This is a genomic window from Acidiphilium rubrum (genome assembly GCF_900156265.1).
GTDB lineage: Bacteria > Pseudomonadota > Alphaproteobacteria > Acetobacterales > Acetobacteraceae > Acidiphilium > Acidiphilium rubrum.
Genome location: NZ_FTNE01000006.1, coordinates 123417 through 137312, shown reverse-complemented (window position 1 = coordinate 137312; position 13896 = coordinate 123417). Strand labels below are relative to the sequence as shown.

The 13896-nt window shown below is 61.9% G+C and carries 9 protein-coding genes; 3 read left to right on the top strand and 6 right to left on the bottom strand.

Annotation, left to right across the window (positions count from 1 at the left end):
* The first annotated feature begins 26 nt into the window (after positions 1–26).
* Complete coding sequence (locus tag BW994_RS06585) at positions 27–2801, top strand: hypothetical protein (protein WP_029311293.1); 2775 nt, start codon at positions 27–29, stop codon at positions 2799–2801.
* Here BW994_RS06585 and BW994_RS18835 read toward each other — a convergent pair.
* The gene (locus BW994_RS18835; RefSeq protein WP_245801530.1) at positions 2695–4659 is read right to left on the bottom strand and encodes a putative bifunctional diguanylate cyclase/phosphodiesterase; all 1965 of its coding nucleotides are present in this window, start codon (positions 4657–4659) and stop codon (positions 2695–2697) included. The genes BW994_RS06585 and BW994_RS18835 overlap by 107 nt on opposite strands.
* Positions 4660–5283: 624 nt before the next feature.
* Here BW994_RS18835 and BW994_RS06560 point away from each other — a divergent pair.
* Positions 5284–6093, top strand: a complete 810-nt coding sequence (locus tag BW994_RS06560; RefSeq protein ID WP_051657246.1) for an N-acyl amino acid synthase FeeM domain-containing protein — start codon at positions 5284–5286, stop codon at positions 6091–6093.
* A gap of 53 nt (positions 6094–6146) precedes the next feature.
* On the opposite strand, the gene BW994_RS06555 is transcribed toward BW994_RS06560, so the two are convergent.
* The 4 genes from BW994_RS06555 to BW994_RS06540 all read right to left on the bottom strand — a co-directional run bounded on the left by BW994_RS06555 (position 6147) and on the right by BW994_RS06540 (position 11407).
* The gene (locus BW994_RS06555) at positions 6147–7364 is read right to left on the bottom strand and encodes an acyl-CoA dehydrogenase (protein WP_051657253.1); all 1218 of its coding nucleotides are present in this window, start codon (positions 7362–7364) and stop codon (positions 6147–6149) included.
* A 5-nt stretch (positions 7365–7369) separates the two neighbouring features.
* Complete coding sequence (locus BW994_RS06550; RefSeq protein WP_081849036.1) at positions 7370–9061, bottom strand: DEAD/DEAH box helicase; 1692 nt, start codon at positions 9059–9061, stop codon at positions 7370–7372.
* A 181-nt stretch (positions 9062–9242) separates the two neighbouring features.
* Positions 9243–10223 (bottom strand): glycosyltransferase family 61 protein, encoded by a 981-nt coding sequence (locus tag BW994_RS06545; protein ID WP_029311298.1) that lies wholly within the window; start codon positions 10221–10223, stop codon positions 9243–9245.
* Positions 10220–11407, bottom strand: coding sequence for a glycosyltransferase family 61 protein (locus tag BW994_RS06540; RefSeq protein ID WP_029311299.1), 1188 nt, complete (start codon positions 11405–11407; stop codon positions 10220–10222). The genes BW994_RS06545 and BW994_RS06540 overlap by 4 nt, the downstream gene beginning before the upstream one ends.
* Before the next feature lie 167 nt (positions 11408–11574).
* Here BW994_RS06540 and BW994_RS06535 point away from each other — a divergent pair, with 167 nt between their 5' ends.
* Positions 11575–12282 carry an SIMPL domain-containing protein gene (locus tag BW994_RS06535; RefSeq protein ID WP_051657247.1) on the top strand — a complete coding sequence of 236 codons (708 nt, stop codon included), beginning with the start codon at positions 11575–11577 and terminating at the stop codon, positions 12280–12282.
* Here BW994_RS06535 and BW994_RS06530 read toward each other — a convergent pair.
* Positions 12239–13819 (bottom strand): glycosyltransferase family 4 protein, encoded by a 1581-nt coding sequence (locus tag BW994_RS06530; protein ID WP_029311301.1) that lies wholly within the window; start codon positions 13817–13819, stop codon positions 12239–12241. The two genes, BW994_RS06535 and BW994_RS06530, sit on opposite strands and share 44 nt — an antisense overlap.
* Between the last annotated feature and the right edge of the window lie 77 nt (positions 13820–13896).

The window sequence follows — 13896 nt, the reverse complement described above, 5'->3', positions numbered from 1 at the left end:
GCGCCGATTGCTGGCATGGTTGCGAGATGTTAACCGAGGCGGGCATGATGTTGCCGCAGCGCGCTCTCAAAAATCGTCACTCATTGCCGATCCTGGCGTTGATCGCCCTGCCCTTCGCGGCCCATGCGCTGATGCTGCTCGGCATCGCGCATGGCAACCCCGCGCTGTTCGTCGAGTTCCTGACCCACGGATTGATCGGCGGCTGGCTGCCGGGCGCGCCGGGCTGGCGCGATCCCACGATCGGCTTGATCACGCAGCCACTTGGGTTCCTCAGCGCGCGCGACTGGCTGCACGGCATCGTGCCCTGGTGGAACCCCTATTCGGGCGTCGGGATGCCGCTGGCGGCGGAAATGCAGACGATGTCGTTCTTTCTACCCTTCGTGCTGCTGCTGAAATTCTGGCATGGCTGGCTTGCGCTGTTGATCCTGCTGCAAATCCTGTGCGGGCTATTCACGTATGCCTTGCTCATCGAATTGCGGCTGAGCCGGCTCGCCGCGTTCCTGGGCAGCCTGTTCTATGCCTTGTCGGCGACATTCTTTCTTGTACCGCACGTGATGGGCCCGCTGCCGTTCGCACCGCTGCTGCTGCTCGGCATCGAGCGGGCGCAGCGTGCCGCACGCGACGGGCATGCCCTTGGCTGGGGCCTGATTCCGCTTGCACTCGCTTACTCGATTTACGGTGGCTACCCGGAAGTTGCGTATGCCGATGGTACGCTGGCAGCGGTGTGGACGATCTGGCGGTTCGCCACGCTCGGTGCTGCCCGCGCGCGGTTCGCCGGCAAGGTTGCGCTCGGCGGCGGGATCGGGCTGGCGCTGACCCTGCCCTTGGTGGTGCCGTTCTTTCAATATGTGCGCCTGTCGTACCTGGGTCAGCACGCCGATCTATACAGCTGGCTCTGGCTGCTGCCGCCGGGCGCACCACTGCAATTGTTCCCTTTCATCTACGGGCCGGTGGGCGCACTGACACCGCCGGGCGTCTCGCCGGTCCTGTCGAATTTGATCACGTCGTGCTGGAATCAGCTTGGCGGCTGGTTCGGTCCGTTGGCGAGCTGTATGGCGCTGGCAGCCATCGTGCGCCCCGGTCCGCGGCGCGGTCTGGTGCGCCTGCTCGCGGGCTACATCCTGATCTGGCAATTGCGGATCTGGGGATTTCCGCCGGCGGTCTGGCTGATCGATCAGATCCCGCTGATGGGCCAGACCAATGCCGTCCGGTTCTGCGGCCCCGCGATGGAACTCGCCTGCTTCACCCTGCTCGCGATCACGGTCGATACCTGGCAGACGAGCGGCGCGATGGATCGGCGCGCGATCCGACGCCTGATCGCACTCAGCCTGGCGATCGTGCTGATCGCGGTGGTGCCCGCGTTGCGCAGTCTGTACGCCTGGTTTGCCCCGGGTACGGCCATGCCCGGCTTCGCGATCGGGGCCACCGGCGCTGAGCTGATCCTCGCGATGGGGGCGGGCTTCATGCTGACCCGCCGCCCCAGCCGGGTCGCGGCGCTGATGCTCGCTTTGATTATCGGCACCGACGGTTTCGCGACGGCCGGCCTCAGCCAGTTCGCCGCACCGGTCCACGGCACGATCGACCTGACCGGCGTCGCCTATTTGCAGCGTCATCTTGGGCTCGCACGGCTCTACTCGCTGCAACCGTTCGGCCCGAACTACCCAGCGGCCTACGGTCTCGCCGCAATCGATGAGAACGAGCTGCCAGTGCCGGCCGCCTGGAACGACTATATCCACCGCCATCTCGACCCCTATGCCGATGTCGTGATGTTCACCGGCTCGCAGGCCCGCAGAATCGGCTGCGTGCTCCTACCGCGCGCCGCCGCCGCACTACGGAACGGGGTTTTCATCCGGCCGCAACGCTCGGTCATCCCACCCGATCAGAGCGCGGAACTGCGGCGGCATCTGGCAGCATATCAAGCGATCGGGGTCAAATACGTGCTCACACCGCCCGGCCAGGATCCGTTCATCGAGCAGGCGCACCTGCCGGTAACGACCGTTGGCCAGGTACCGTTCCAACTCGCGGCCGGCGGCGTGCTCGACGGCGTCATCCCGGCAGGGACTGTCGCCGTGCGTCGGATCGACCGGGTGGATGCGCTGATCGGCACCTATCAGGGGGCTGCGCGCGGCGTGCTCCGGTTAAAACTCTGCGCCGGCACAGTCTGCGCGACAGGCCACGCCGATCTGGCGACGGCGCGAGACAATCACGACCTGCCGATCCCGCTCGATCGGCCGCTGGCGGTGCCGGGCGATACGCCGCTGACGTATCATTTCACCCATGCGAGCGGGTCTGCCGTGGCGCTCTGGCTGGGTTCGTTCCGGATCGATGCGCCACGCGCGCTCGCGGTCGGCGGCATCACGCCGCCGCATGCGCCGCTGCTGCGCCTGGTGACGGAGCCTCCCGACCGGCCGCCCCTCGTGTTCCACAACCGGGTGATGCGCATCTACCGGCTCGCCGATCCGCACCCCCTGTTCACGGCAGGCCCAGCCTGCCACCTGACGCCGCTGGGTATCGATGCGGTGGATGCTGATTGCACCAAGCCATCGCAGCTGCTGCGGCTGGAAGCGTTCTTTCCAGGTTGGCACGCCAGCATCGCCGGCCACGCGGTGGCGATCACGCCAGCACAGACGATGTTTCAGTCGATCCCGTTGCCGGAAGGGTCGAGCCGCGTGCGGTTCTTCTACCGCCCGCCGTTCATTCGAATGAGCTGTGCTGCGGCATTGGTTGCTCTACTCGTCTGGCTCGCGTTGCTTGCCGCACCATCGATACGGTCTCGACGCATCCAACGCCCAGACCGGTAACAGTCCGGCCGGATTCGAATAACTGCAGCACTTGCGCCTTGCGGACAGGGGGCGAGTAGAGGAACCCCTGAATATCGTTGCACTGATACAGCGTCAGAATGGCTGCCTGCCGTTCGGTTTCCACGCCTTCGGCGGTCACGCGGAGACCCATGGTCTGGCTGAGGTCGATCATCGCTTTGACGATCGGCGCATCCGCGGCGTTGTGTTCCAGATCGTTGATGAAACTGCGATCAATCTTCAACCGGTCAAACGGGAATCGCGACAGCGTGGCAAGCGAAGAATAGCCGGTCCCGAAATCATCGATCGCGATACGGCAGCCGAGCGCGCGCAAGCGATGCAGATTATCGATCGTGCGGCCTTCAGTCTCGAGCACCGCGGTCTCGGTAACTTCGAATTCGATCCGCTCGGGCGCCACGCCGGCCTGTTGGATGATCTCGGAAACCTGATCAACCAGCCATGCCTCGCGCAGATGCAAGGGTGACAGATTGACCGCGATTGCCATGAAGCCAGGCAACTGTGCCGCCAGCGCCGCGGATTCAGCCAGCACGAATGCGGTGATGGCGCCGATCAAACCACTGCGCTCGGCGATTTCGATGAATTCTCCGGGAGGAATAATGCCCCGATCGGGGTGCTCCCACCGCACCAGCGCCTCGAGCCCGACGATCGAACGCGTCGATAGCGCAACGACCGGCTGGAACTCGACGAACAGCTGATCCTCGCGCAGCGCACTCTTGATGTCGCGCTGTAAGCCCCGGCGGTCCTGCAACTGGCGATCCATCGCCGGGTCGAACAGTCGCCAAGTACCGCGCCCCGCATCCTTCGCGCGGTACAAGGCAAGATCGGCGTTGCGATAGAGCGTTTCAGGCGTTTTGCCGTCACGCGGCGCCATCGCAATTCCGATGCTGACGCCGATTTCAACGATGACACCGTCGAATTTATAGGGTCGTGAAACACGGTCGATGACCCGGTCGGCGATTGCGGTCGCCTCGAACTCGTCATCCGAGGGCAGCAGGATCGAGAATTCATCGCCGCCGAGCCTCGCCGCGACATCCCGATCCCGGATCGCCCCGCGGATGCGATGCGCAACAGCGCGAAGCACCGAATCGCCGAGGCCGTGACCGTAACTGTCATTCACCGCCTTGAACTGATCGAGATCGAGGCAAAGCAACGCCGCATTCGGCTCAGCGCCTTCGGACATCAGCAGTCCAAGCGCATTGTTGAACTCGGTGCGGTTGGCCAGATCGGTCAAGCTATCGTGGCGCGCCAGATAAGCGATCCGCTCGCGCGATCGATGCATGGCAGTTACATCCGAGCCGACACCACGATAGCCGATGAAACGACCGGCGGAGTCCTCGATCGGCTTGCCCGTCATCGACCACCACCGCCGTTCGCCGCCCATATTGACCGGCATGACCATATCGCGGAACGGTTTACGCGCGATCATCCGCCGGCGCAGTGGCTCGAACACATCACCCTCAGCAGGGTACACCCGTCGCAACGTGTGGTCGGCGCCAGCCATGAAAGCGAGTAAGTCGCCCTGTATAGCAGATTGAGGTTGACGCGCCACTTCAGCAAACCTCGGCGAGACATGTTTGATCTCACCCATGGCATTGGTTTCCCAGAGCCAGTCGCTGGCGTTTTCCTCGAAATCGCGGAGGAGGATGCGAATGGTCTCACCCGTTTGAGCCAGATTGATTTCGTTCACGCTCCGCTCGAGCATTTTTCGATTCAGAAAAACCATCGTGAAAAATACGAGCGAGGTATAGCCCGACAGTGAAACAACGAATGCCAGATTATCCAGGTGCCCCGAAACATAAATGGCACAGAACGAGCCGACCGTCAGCGGCAACCAGAACATCAGCGTCGATGATAATGGCCCCGATGATATCGTTGTTGATATCAAGCCAATTATAATACTCAGAATCAGCGCTTGTTGGGCAGCGGGCGAAATTTGGATAATCGAAACCAAATAGAATGACCAAAAGCTGCCTAAAGAAAATATAAAGAAGTTAAAAACATATTTTAATATTACAAAAGAATCGTCTTTCTTACTTAACTTTATCCAGATCTTCGTTATTAAGAATAATATAAAATAATTAAGAATCAAAGCAACAAAATAGTATCCGGTATATTGCAGATGAATTTGGCTGTTGAACTCCAAGTCAATTGCAGTTGCAACCGTCGCACCTAGAATACAAGCACCGCGAGTCAACCGGATACGAACGCCGAAATTTTCTCGAGAAATCAGTAACCTTAGTTCTGGCGGAACGACGTCCAAAGAAAAAAGCTTAGACGCTAAGCGTCTACTTAAAAGCACAAACAAATATAATATTTTAGGCAAAAAATTATTCTTTCAAAGCGGTCTCTTATAAAAAAGTGCTGATTCAAATTACTAGCGCACTGAGTATGTCACCGTCTTTACATTCGATTAAGTGATGCTTGTTATTGCTCATTTCCCAATCTTTCAAAATGGAGGTTACCGATGGACGGATCGATTTTCGGGCTTGGTCGACAAAGCGAAGCAGCAGTGCCGGTCAAAAATACCAAAGTATCGGATGGTATCACAGCCCGGCTCGTGGTCAACGAAAATGGCTACCACGAAGTCCAGCGACTTCGTTACGATGCCTATCTAGCCGCCGGCTACCTCCAGCCACGCGAAATTACGCTGTTCGCCGATTCTCATGACGCCCGGTCATCGAGCCAGTCGCTGGTCATGTATCTTGATGGGCTCCCGGCCGCCTCGGTCCGGGTGTGCCTGCTGGACAATTCGAACTCTGACGCAGAAGGCGGCCAATTACCGGCATCGGCGATGTTCAAAACCGAAATCGAAACGTTTCTGAAGCAGCGCGCCGATCAGGGTTGCGGCACCACTGCCGTCGAGATCACGCGGCTAGCACGCAGTCCGGTCCACGCCAAGAACCTCGCTCTCGTTCTTGGTTTGTACCATGTCGCTGGCTACCTGATCCTGCATTTCCACGCCGATGTCATCTTTGCCGCTGTCACCAAAAACCACACCAGCTTCTACCGGCGCATGGGTTTCCGCGAGATCGCGCCGCCAAAGGATTACCCGGGCCTCGATGTCCAGACCGTCCTGATGGGTTGCCTGCTAGAAGAACATCGTGGCATCCCCGGCCGCACGCTGGCGTTGAAGGAAATGTCCTTATCGGATGACACCTATCTTGGATTGATCGCCGGCGAACGCGTGCCAGTGTTTGGTGGCGAGGCAACATCGGCCCCCGATCTGGTCGTCAACCGCGCGCGTACCGAACCAAGTCACCATCGCAACGGATAACACCGAAATGCGCAAACTACCGCTGATCGGCCAACAAATAGTAGCACACGGGTCTAAAACGCCGACAATCCAGTCTGCGCGCGGCCAAGGATCAAGGCGTGCACGTCGTGCGCCCCCTCATAGGTGTTTACCGTCTCCAGATTCATCATGTGCCTGATGACGTGATACTCATCAACGATGCCGTTGCCGCCATGCATGTCGCGTGAGAGACGGGCAATGTCGAGCGCCTTGCCGCAGTTGTTGCGCTTCATCAGCGATATCATCTCGGGCGCCGCCTCGCCGGCATCGAGCAACCGGCCCAGCCGCAGCGCGCCTTGCAGACCCAGCGTAATCTCGGTCTGCATATCGGCGAGTTTCTTCTGAACCAGTTGCGTACCAGCCAGTGGTCGGCCGAACATCTGGCGATCGAGCGTATATTGCCGGGCCGCGTGCCAGCAGAACTCGGCAGCCCCCAGCGAGCCCCACGCAATGCCGTAGCGCGCGTTGTTCAGGCACGAAAACGGGCCGCGCAACCCCTTCACGCCTGGCAGCATATGGTCATCCGGCACGAACACATCGGCCATCATGAGCATGCCGGTCACCGAGGCACGCAGCGAAAACTTGCCCTCGATTTTCGGCGTCTCGAACCCTTTGCTACCCCGGTCGACCAGAAAACCGCGGATGATCCCGGCGTCGTCCTTCGCCCAGACCAACGCCACATCCGCAATCGGCGCGTTGCTGATCCAGGTCTTCGAACCGTTGAGCAAATAGCCGCCGTCGACTTTTCTAGCCCGTGTCCGCATCGAACCGGGGTCAGAGCCGGCGTCCGGCTCGGTCAGGCCGAAACAGCCGACCCATTCGCCACTGCGCAGTTGCGGCAGGTATTTGTCTTTCTGCGACTCGGACCCGAACGTCGCGATCGGATACATCACCAGCGAAGACTGCACCGAAAACACCGAGCGATAGCCGCTGTCGACGCGCTCAACCTCGCGCGAAATCAAACCGTAAGCGACATACGAGACATCAGCGCAGCCATGGCTCGCGAGCGTTGCTCCCAGAAACCCCATCTCGCCCATTTCGGACACGATCGCCCGATCGAATTGTTCATCGCGAAACGCACGCAGCACGCGCGGGAACAGTTTTTCCTGACAATATTCGTGTGCGGCATCGCGAATCGCACGTTCATCCTCGGTCAGCTGCGTGTCGAGGTGAAACGGGTCGGACCAGTCAAACGTGGTGAATCCACCCTTTTTCACCAAATTTTTCGGTTCTGGCCCCGCCGGCTTGCGCATCTCGTTCACGCTGCGATCTCCGTATCGTCATTATCGGTGCCGTCGTCATCGAAACCGGTGGGCTCGATCGGATCGGGCGTTGGGGCGCCGGCACGCCGCCGGATCTGCATGAAAGCGGGAATATCGTCGCCAAATCCCACGACGACGCCCCGCTCCTCGCCCGTCTCGCCATCCCGCCCACGCCGGACGTTTCGGCCAAAGTCGCGCGGCGCGTCACGCGCCGCATCGCGACCCGCCCCACGCGCCGACCGAACATTCTCACGCGCCACAGGACGTGCTTCGTCGCGCTCCGGCGCGGCCTGAGACTCTGGGGCGGGTCCCGAGGCCGTCCGACGCGACGAAGATTTCGGCGGCGCCGGCGGCGCAGTGCGGCCACGACGGCGGCCACGCTTGTCCGACTCCGCCCATTCAACAGGGTCGAGCCCCTCCACCACCAGCGGCGGTATCGCATGCCCCGTCAGTTTTTCGATCGCCTCGACCGCCAGACGGTCTTCCGGTGTCGCCAGCGTCAGGGCGCGCCCCTCAAGTCCGGCGCGGCCGGTACGGCCGATACGATGAACATAATCCTCGGCATGATGCGGCACGTCGAAATTGAACACATGCGACAAACCACCGATGTCGATGCCGCGCGCCGCCACATCCGAACAGACCAGCAACCGGATCTCGCCGGCCTTGAACGCCTCGAGTGTGGCGAACCGCGCCGATTGCGGCATGTCGCCATGCAGCTGGCCGGCAGAAAATTTATGCCGCGTCAATGACTTATAAAGGATATCGACATCGCGCTTCCGATTGCAGAACACCAGCGCGTTCTGCACATCCTCGGTCGCCACCAAGCGGCGCAATGCCTCGCGCTTGTCCTGGGCCGCCACCAGAAACAGCCCCTCGGTAATCGTGGTCGCAACCGACGCCGGTTTCGAGACCGTGATTTCCTTTGGGTTCCACAAAAACGCATCAGCCAGCCGCTTGATTTCGGGCGCCATCGTCGCCGAGAAAAACAGCGTCTGGCGCGGCTTGGGCAGAAGCGACACGATCCGCTCGACATCCGGGATAAAGCCCATGTCGAGCATCCGGTCCGCCTCGTCGATCACCAGCACCCGCACATCGGACAGCAGCAGGCCGCCGCGATCAAAAATATCGATCAGCCGCCCCGGTGTCGCGATCAGCACATCGACGCCGCGGGTCAGCACATCGCGCTGCTCACCCATGCTCTCGCCGCCGATCAGCAAGGCATGGGTCAACTTCAGGTGTTTCCCATACTGAACGAAGTTCTCGGCAACCTGCAGAGCAAGCTCGCGCGTCGGCTCCAGGATCAAGGACCGGGGCATCCGCGCCCGTGCCCGCGAACCCGATAAAATATCGAGCATCGGCAAAGTGAAACTCGCCGTCTTGCCGGTGCCGGTCTGGGCGCAGCCCAGCACATCGCGCCCCATCAGCACCATGGGAATCGCCTGCGCCTGGATCGGCGTCGGCGAGAGATACCCTTTCTCGACCAGCGCCTTCAGCACCGGCTCGGACAGGCCGAGTGCTGCGAAACCGGCCGCTTCAACAACAGCGTCGCTCTCAGGCGTTTCGTTCGCATCATCGGGTGCTGCCGCATGCTCATCAGCATCCGCAGGCTGCGAAATCGAGGCTTCGAAATGTTCAGATTCGGGCAAATGGACGACCAGTTCGGATAAGAGGGCTGCGACCGGCCTCATGAAACGACCGGATCAGGCATGAATGAGTCGGCGCGTTTTGCCTCGCCAACGTTTACTTATATCTCGATAAATCATGAAAAAGTCAAGAGATCGCGGCCCGTGCCGGGCGCTCGGAAGGACGGTGAAGGGGCAAAGCGGAAAGCATGTCCCCCTTTGCTACGCGCAAAAAACAGCGTGTCCGTCACCCGATCGCTCCACTGTCCGACAGTGCCATATCCAGCGCGCCGATATCCACCTCGGTCCGCAGCATGTGACGCGTCCCGAGCGGCAACCTCGCTTTTACCGGATACCGCGGCGGGCCGGCGGCAATCAATCGCCATTCCAGGCCGAACAGGCGGGCAACCGCGCCGATCGCGGTGTCGGTCCAGCCATCGATCCCAAGCTCAAGCACCAATGCGCCCGGATCACAGAAACCGAGCAACGCCGCCTGCGCCGGATCATCGATCACGATGATCCGCGCCGCCGCCAACACCGCGATCAGATCCACCAGACCCAGCTGATCCGTGCCCAGTTTCATCGCCCAGGCATCGAGCGTAGCGAACGATTGCGCCCGCAGCCAGCCGTGCAGACTGCCCTGGTTGATCCTGCCGAACCGTGTCCGATCCGGCGAGGCCAGCATCGCGATACGTGTGCTGACCTCATAGGGTTCGACACCGAAGCGCAACGCCTCGATCGCGGGACGGATCATGCGTGACAAGCCGCGGCCAACCGGCCGGGTGAGTTGAAGCCGCGGCACCCGCACCGGTTCCGCGATCGGCGTGTAGCGCCCCAGCAGGCCGAGCGTGACCAGCGCGTCGATCTGGCACGGCACCAAAGGCGCGCCGATCAACCCGATATCCGCGTCCACGGCACCGTGCATCGAGGCAATGGCCAGGCTTTCGCTCACGAACCGGCCGAGTGGTACGGTCGAGCCGGCGGCAAGCGGCACCAGCACACCGCCATCCCCCGGCATCGGCGCGGGCGCCGCAATTGCCGCCGGCATCGCCCCCTGTTGCAGACGGCCTGCGGCGTCGAACACGGCAAACGGTGCCGGAACGACAATCCCATCCTCGAGCACCACCGTCTCGATCCCTTGCATCGGGGCCTGCACCGCCGCGGGCCCGCGCGGTGCCACGTCGAACCACCCCGACCGGGCATGGCGGAATGGATCGGGCACACTCATGGCGCGCCGAACACCCGCGCGAGTGCTGCCCGGAACGCAAGCGGATCGACCCGATAGTCAAACGCGCGCGCCGCCCCATCATCGGGCTGGTCCCGGCAGATCGCAAAAAATACCTGCCAGCGCAGCCCGAACAAATGGCACGCGGCCCGGGTCCAGCCATCGGAAAAACACGACGGCTGGATTTCCAGCACACTGGCGCCTGGATCGCAGAACCCGAGGTTGGCAAGCGCCGCGCCCGATTCACCGATCACGCAACGCGCGCCGGCGAACCGGCGCGCCTGCGCGGCGACGCTCAGCCCCCCCGGCCGGATCGGCTCGAAGCCGAACGCCGAAGCAATCGCCAAAATCTCGTCGCGATTGACCATCACCCGGCGATTGCCCGGTTCATCCCGCACGATGAACAGCCGGCTCCCCTCATCAGGGCCGGCCCCAAACCGGAACCGCAGACGATCGAACGCGGCACGGACGAAGCGGTTGGGATAGGACACCGTCCACGACACCATCGTGCTCGTCACCAGCTTGCGAAACCGGGTCGGCCGCTCGATCGCACGATAGCTGCCGAGCAACCCGAGCGCATCGAGAATCTCCGCCTGCCACGCTAGCAGCGGCCGGCCGACCACGAACGCGCGCGTACCCAACAACTGCCGATGGTGCAGCGCGGCGGCCAGCCCGTCATACAGAAAATGACCGTAGTTGACACAACCGACACCGCCGACCGGCAGGGCGATCATCCCATCATCGACGGTATCCTCGATCGGATCGCACAGGCGCCAGCCGCCACCAGTTTCACTGAACGCTCGATCAACCGTCGGCAGATGGTGGTTCCACATCGCCAGATTATCCACCGACGGACCAAAGAACCGCTCATGCGCATCGATCACCGCCATCGAATCCGGCGCCAGCACCGCATCGTTGAGCAGCACGCTCGACACGCCGGCAAGCCGATGAACCGGGTCACTCCGCAGCGCAGCAATCGCGGGCACGCCCTCGCCGAACACCGCAACACCTTCGATCAACCCATGCGGCACCACATCGACAAATCGATCCGGCGCATGGCTGAACCGGCCGTCCGCACCATCCGGATCGAGCGCCGCGCGCCGAAACGCTGCGAATCCCGGCGTTGGCGCGAGCGCATCTGCTTCGAAGCGCCCGAAGGCACCGGCCGTGATCCCTGGTCCGTCCATGACTCCCCATCGTTATTCGCCAAACCGCGCCGATGAACCAAGCAGATTGACCCAATCCAATCGACTAAGGTTTTTGTACCGGATGTCTAATTTGCAAGATCAGCGCGCGGCCTATGGCATTCCACGGCAGGATCGGCAATTCTCTTGCCATGTCATTGCGAAGCTTGATGTCCCGATCCGCCATCGCAGCACTCATCGCCGCAGGCGCCGCGGCGTGCGGCCAGCTCCCGCGTGCTCAGGCCGCCGGCCCTAGTGCCACCACCGAACTCACCCTGTCCGTCACCGGTCAGGCCAGCCACGCGCCGGATGCCGTGGTGGCCACAATGGCGGCGCAGGCATCCGCGAAAACCGCCGCCGCCGCGCAATCGGCGGTCAACCGCACCATGGCCGCCGCGCTCGCCGCCGCGAAACCGATCAAGGCGCTGCACGCCACCACCGGCGCGTACGAGGTCTATCCCGCCGACCCGAAACAGGCCGCCTGGCATGCCAGCCAGACAATCGATCTGCGTCTCACCGCGCCACCCGGCTCCGATCAGGCGAAGCAACTGCGCCAGCTGGTCGGCATGTTTCAGGCCAAGGGCATGGTTCTCGAGTCGATCGGCGCGACATTGAGCCAAAGCGCCGCACGCGAAACCCGCGCCGAAGCGATCAAGGATGCGGTGAACCAGATGCGCGCCGAAGCCGATGCAACGGCCGAATCGCTCGGCGATCACGTGATCGCGATCACCAAACTCGCCTTGACCACGCAATCGCCGTTCCGCCCGGTCATGATGGCGGCTCGCATGACCGCCGCCGCACCGCAAATGCAATCAGGCCCGATGACCGAACGGATCAATCTGTCCGCGACAGTGACGCTACGCGCGGCACCGCCATAGCATCGACCGGTTGGGCGGCGCCCGACTCCACCGCGGCGATAATCGCCGCAGCACTATCGGCCCATGACGGCGGATAAAATTCGTGGGCGATCCTGGCTTCCAGCACCGCAACCCGCTCGGGTTCCAGAATGAGTTGGGTGATCACACGATACGCATCGCTCATGTCTTCAGGATCGAAATAGACGCAGAAATCCCCACCCGCTTCCGGAACCGATGCCCGGTTCGATGCCGCCACCGTCTTGCCAAAAGTAAGGCTCTCGGTGACCGGCAGGCCCCAACCCTCATAAAACGAGGGAAACACCGTAAACAGGCAATGCTGATACAGCGAGGCCAGATCCCGATCGCTCGGGCTTTCGACAATCTTGAGCTTTCCCTCGAGATACGATGAATTCTCGATCTGCGCCATCAAATCCTGAGTCAGCCAGCCAATCTTGCCGGCGAACACCAGATTCGGCACCTGGTCGCGTGGCAGGCTGTTCAGCATGCGTCGCCACAGGCGAAACATCAGGATGTGGTTCTTGCGCGTCTCGATGGTGGAGACGAACAACACGTAGGGCTGGAACTGAATCGGCGGCAGCGGCGTGCGATCGGGGAACGTCACGCCGATCGGCACGATCTGCGGCACATTGATCGTTATTTCCTCCCGCGCCGCAAATGCGATGATATCGACCGCCGTAGCGTTGGAAATCGTGAACAAATTATCCGCGAGCCCGATGATCGGGCCCAGCCAGTCGATAAACTGGCGCCGCAACTCTTTCACCGCCCATTCCGGCCAGTTCAGCGGGATCAGATCATAGATCATGACCGCGAACCGCACGCCGTACTGCTCTTTCGCCGCCGCGATCATCGCCGCGTAATAGCCGCCGGGCCAGGATGCACCGATCGACAGAATGACATCCCCCGGTTCGGGCTGGATCGGCCTCCCGTTCACGATCTTCGAAGGTACCGTGACTGCCGCCGATTGATCATCGTTGGCAGGCTGCAGCATGGGCGATGGCACAGGCGCGGCGGCCGGCATCAGCGCGCCCCCGCCACCGAGCCCGGCACACCGGCGCCCGCCCTTTAGAATATCAAGTAACGCGCGCGCCGCGTGCCGCTGGGCGCGCAGCGCCATACGCGCCATCCGCACGCTGGCCCGCAGCGCCTGACCACTGTTGGTCTGCGCCCGCACGAAGGCGGCAACCGGCGCACGCACATCGGCCGGCAATTGCCTGCCCCACTGCCGCAAGGATGACACCGGCGGGGTGCTGGGAGGTTCCGGTGCCGAAGTGTCGCTCGCCACTGGCGGCGGAGCTGGTTCAACCGCGGCATGCTGGCTCGCCACCGCGCTCGAAATATGCTGTTCGACGTCCGGCCAGTAAATCTCCTCGAAGTCGCGCCCGTTCGGCAAGTGGCGGATGAACCGGATCGGTTGTTCATCAGTATGGCTCCGCCACAACTCGCGATAAATCTCAAAACAAAGACGCTGAATGCCGCTCGGCCTGCTGGTAGAGTAGAAGTGAACCAGCAGATCTTCGATGTCGATCCAAATTGTCATTTCAATAGTTTCGATTCACTCAAATTAAGCCCTCGGTTATTAACTATGCGTTACGGTATCCTACCGTAGCACATCCC

What these genes read in the sequence shown, in the direction of transcription:
- BW994_RS06585 (WP_029311293.1), top strand. Translation starts at nt 27, where the DNA reads ATGTTAACCGAGGCGGGCATGATGTTGCCGCAGCGCGCTCTCAAAAAT.
- BW994_RS18835 (WP_245801530.1), bottom strand. Translation starts at nt 4,659, where the DNA reads ATGTTCTGGTTGCCGCTGACGGTCGGCTCGTTCTGTGCCATTTATGTT.
- BW994_RS06560 (WP_051657246.1), top strand. Translation starts at nt 5,284, where the DNA reads ATGGACGGATCGATTTTCGGGCTTGGTCGACAAAGCGAAGCAGCAGTG.
- BW994_RS06555 (WP_051657253.1), bottom strand. Translation starts at nt 7,364, where the DNA reads ATGCGCAAGCCGGCGGGGCCAGAACCGAAAAATTTGGTGAAAAAGGGT.
- BW994_RS06550 (WP_081849036.1), bottom strand. Translation starts at nt 9,061, where the DNA reads ATGAGGCCGGTCGCAGCCCTCTTATCCGAACTGGTCGTCCATTTGCCC.
- BW994_RS06545 (WP_029311298.1), bottom strand. Translation starts at nt 10,223, where the DNA reads ATGAGTGTGCCCGATCCATTCCGCCATGCCCGGTCGGGGTGGTTCGAC.
- BW994_RS06540 (WP_029311299.1), bottom strand. Translation starts at nt 11,407, where the DNA reads ATGGACGGACCAGGGATCACGGCCGGTGCCTTCGGGCGCTTCGAAGCA.
- BW994_RS06535 (WP_051657247.1), top strand. Translation starts at nt 11,575, where the DNA reads ATGTCCCGATCCGCCATCGCAGCACTCATCGCCGCAGGCGCCGCGGCG.
- BW994_RS06530 (WP_029311301.1), bottom strand. Translation starts at nt 13,819, where the DNA reads ATGACAATTTGGATCGACATCGAAGATCTGCTGGTTCACTTCTACTCT.